The organism is Paenibacillus forsythiae T98 (assembly GCF_000520735.1).
GTDB classification, from domain to species: Bacteria; Bacillota; Bacilli; order Paenibacillales; family Paenibacillaceae; genus Paenibacillus_AQ; species Paenibacillus_AQ forsythiae.
In genome coordinates this window covers 1-3,320 of sequence record NZ_ASSC01000749.1, presented here as the reverse complement: position 1 = coordinate 3,320, position 3,320 = coordinate 1, and the positions used below count along the sequence as shown (strand labels likewise).

Here is a 3,320-nt window from a genome sequence, read left to right as displayed (position 1 = left end):
AGCAGTTGGCGGCGGAAGCGGCGGTTGATTATATACAGGATGGAATGAAGGTTGGGCTTGGAACGGGGTCCACGGCCTATTGGGCCATCCGCAAGCTGGGTGATCGCGTCGCCGAAGGGCTTAGGATAACCGCTGTCGCGACCTCGCGCGCCTCGGAGCAGCAGGCGAGGGAGCTTGGCATCCCGCTGGTATCTTTTGGCGAGGTTGACCGTCTGGACGTGACCATCGACGGAGCGGACGAACTGGATGGAAAGCTTCAGCTTATCAAGGGCGGCGGCGGCGCGCTCCTGCGGGAGAAGATTGTAGCCATGGGCAGCGACCGCATGATCGTAATCGCCGATGAGAGTAAGGTGGTCGGAACGCTCGGCAAATTTCCGCTGCCGGTGGAAATTGTGCCGTTTGCCTGGGAATGGACGGTGGCCGCTCTGGCACAGCTCGGCTGCATACCGGAGCTTCGGCAGGGCGGTGGAGAATTATATAAGAGCGATAACGGAAATTACATAGCGGACTGCCGGTTTGAAATCATTCCATCTCCTCCCGAGCTGGCGCTGGCGCTCCAGTCCATTCCCGGCGTGGTCGAGCATGGCCTGTTCATCGGGATCGCGGATATGGCGATTGTCGGAAAAAGCGACGGAACCCTTCAAATCATCGATAACGGAACAAAAGCATAATCATGCGCGTCCCTGGCAAGGTCTGGCTGCGGAGAGCTGCGGCTGTCTTTGCATAATGAGAATAAGGAGATTGTGAACAGCGATGCTTACCGATATTAAATCCAGACTGGATTCCCCCGAGGTGGAGGAGCTATTGTCTTACGCGGTTATATCAGACCCCGGCGAGCTTGAGTCAGCACGCGCGGAATACAGGGCCGAGCCGGCTCTCCGGCTGTATGGCTGGGAGGATGAGGAGCTGCTGGTCGGTCTGATCGGCTTTGAAGAGACTGAAGACGGCTCAATCGATATCAGGCATATTGCCGTACTCCCGGAGAACCGCGGAAAGGGCTATGCGCGCGGCATGATTCTGGAGCTGCTGACAGCCCGCAGGCCCCGGTATGTGGTCGCCGAAACCGCAGACGAGGCGGCGGCTGATTTTTACCGCAGTCTGGGCTTTATGGTGTACTCTCTGGGAGAGACCGGCCCCGGAATCGAGCTGCTCCGCTGCGTGTACGAGGTGGAAGAATCAGAGGAGGATTAATTTAAGTTTCATGGGGACTTCCCGCATGTCATCAAGGATGGCTTGCCGGAGGTCCCTTTTTTCGCGCGCACCAGGCTTAAGCTTGACTTTTCAGAAAGATCGAAATATAGTTTTACAATGAAACAGTTCGACTGACGAACTAATTTCGGAAGAAGGCGATTCTTTTGGACGATGAGATCAAGCAGTGGATTCACCGCTACATTAATGCGTATCAGCTTGTGACCCGGCGGATCGACGCCCGGATCAGGGAGAGCATGGATGTGGGCCTGACGAGCGAGCAGTTCCAGATTCTCAGGCTGATCGACGCGCAGCCACGCTGCACCTCGACCTATCTGGCGGAGGTTTTTTGCGTGGGCAAAAGCTCCATTACCGCAATCATCAACCGGCTGGCGGAAGCGGGCGTCATTGAGCGGACCCGGGACGAGCACGACCGGCGGCTCGTTTATCTGACGATCACCGAGTATGGACGCGGCCTCTACGAAACAGCGGAACAAAAGGTGCTGGAGGTCATTTCGCCTTACTTGATGAACTTTGATAAGGACAAGATCGAGCAGTTAATCCACATGTTCGAGAGATTGGCCGAATTAATGCAGGAACCGGGAGGAAGAAACGAATGAGAGGCATTTTGAAAGCAAGATGGGCGATTATCGCGGTATGGCTGGCGGCGGCTGTGGTTCTGGTCATGAGCGCTCCGTCCTTCTCCGATCTGGTCCGGGAGAAAGGGCAAATTTCCGTTCCGGAGGGCTATACTTCCTCCAGAGCGTCCGAAATTCTCAGAGACGTGTCCGACGCCAAGAGCGGAGAAACGCTCCATCAGGTTGCGCTGGTGTTCAACAGACCGGAAGGTCTTGGCGAGAAAGCGACGGAGAGCATCCGCCGGGGAGTCGAGAAGCTCGCAAGCAGCAAGGAGCAGCTCGGGCTGAGCGGCATCACGGACCCTTTTTCGCAGGAGGCGTTAAAGGACACACTGATTGCCAAGGACGGCAAGACGATCCTGGTCGCTCTGTCGGTCAAAGGCGGGGACGAGGCGGTCAAAGCGCTGCCGGATAAGGTGGATGCCTTGCTGAAGGATGTGGACGCGAATCATTATCTGACCAGCGAAGGGCTGATTAACGAGGATACGATCTTAAGCTCGGAAACGGGCCTCAAAAAATCCGAATACATCACCGTCGTGTTCATTCTGGTGATTCTGCTCGTTGTGTTCCGTTCGGTCGTGGCGCCGCTTGTGCCGCTGCTGACGGTGGGGATAAGTTATATCGTGTCGCAGTCGATCGTGGCGTTTCTTGTGGACCGGTTCGATTTTCCGATATCCACCTTCACGCAGATCTTCATGGTGGCCGTCATGTTCGGGATCGGGACGGATTATTGCATTCTGCTGATCAGCCGGTTTAAAGAGGAGCTGGGCGCTTCGGAGGATACCCGCTCCGCCATCATCGAGACGTACCGCAAGGCGGGCGGAACGGTGTTCTTCTCCGGTCTGGCCGTATTCGTCGGCTTCGTCGTCATCGGGCTGTCCAAGTTCATTCTGTACCGTTCGGCCGTGGCGGTCGCCGTAGGAGTCGCCGTTATGCTGCTTGCGCTGGTCACTGTCGTTCCTTTCTTTATGGCGGTGCTGGGCAAGAAGCTGTTCTGGCCGTCGCGGGGCAGCCTGGAGCATAGCGAGAGCCGGATTTGGGGAGCGGCGGGCTCCTTCTCCTTACGACGACCCTGGGCGGCACTATTGATCGTCGCAGCCGTCGTGCTTCCGTTTCTGCTTACCTACAGCGGCAAGCTGTCGTTTAACAGCCTGGAAGAGATCGGCGGCCGCTATGCGTCGGTTAAAGGCTTCAACATTATCGCTGACAGCTTCGGTCCGGGGGAATCGATGCCGGGCAAGCTGGTCATCAAGAACGATGACCGGATGGACAACGCGGAATATATGGGGCTTGCCGAAAAAATCAGCCGCGAGGTCGAGCAGGTCGACGGCGTGAAGACGGTTCGCAGCATGACCCGTCCGGCGGGTGAGCAGATTGACGATTTTCTGATTCCAACGCAGGTCGGAACCTTGTCGGAAGGACTGGTCAAGAGCAGCGAGGGCCTGGACAAAATCCAGAGCGGCTTGTCGGATGCCAGCAGCCAGCTCAAACAGA

Annotated in this window: 4 protein-coding genes; all 4 read left to right on the top strand. The window is 56.9% G+C overall.

All coding sequences use genetic code 11. The features are described from left to right. Nucleotides 1-671: ribose-5-phosphate isomerase RpiA (gene rpiA / locus L692_RS0122680; RefSeq protein WP_025702260.1), on the top strand; the 671-nt coding region annotated here is incomplete at its 5' end. A gap of 82 nt (nucleotides 672-753) precedes the next feature. Beyond that, nucleotides 754-1,191, top strand: a complete 438-nt coding sequence (locus tag L692_RS0122675) for a GNAT family N-acetyltransferase (RefSeq protein ID WP_025702259.1) — start codon at nucleotides 754-756, stop codon at nucleotides 1,189-1,191. Between the two features lie 164 nt (nucleotides 1,192-1,355). Then, entirely contained in the window at nucleotides 1,356-1,808 is a 453-nt protein-coding gene (locus tag L692_RS0122670) for a MarR family winged helix-turn-helix transcriptional regulator (RefSeq protein WP_025702258.1), read from the top strand. After that, nucleotides 1,805-3,320 (top strand): MMPL family transporter (locus L692_RS0122665; protein WP_025702257.1); only part of this gene is annotated, 1,516 nt, incomplete at its 3' end. The genes L692_RS0122670 and L692_RS0122665, both read left to right, overlap by 4 nt.

Excerpts from the sequence above, each read along its gene's own strand:
- L692_RS0122675 (WP_025702259.1), top strand. The coding sequence starts at position 754 with ATGCTTACCGATATTAAATCCAGACTGGATTCCCCCGAGGTGGAGGAG.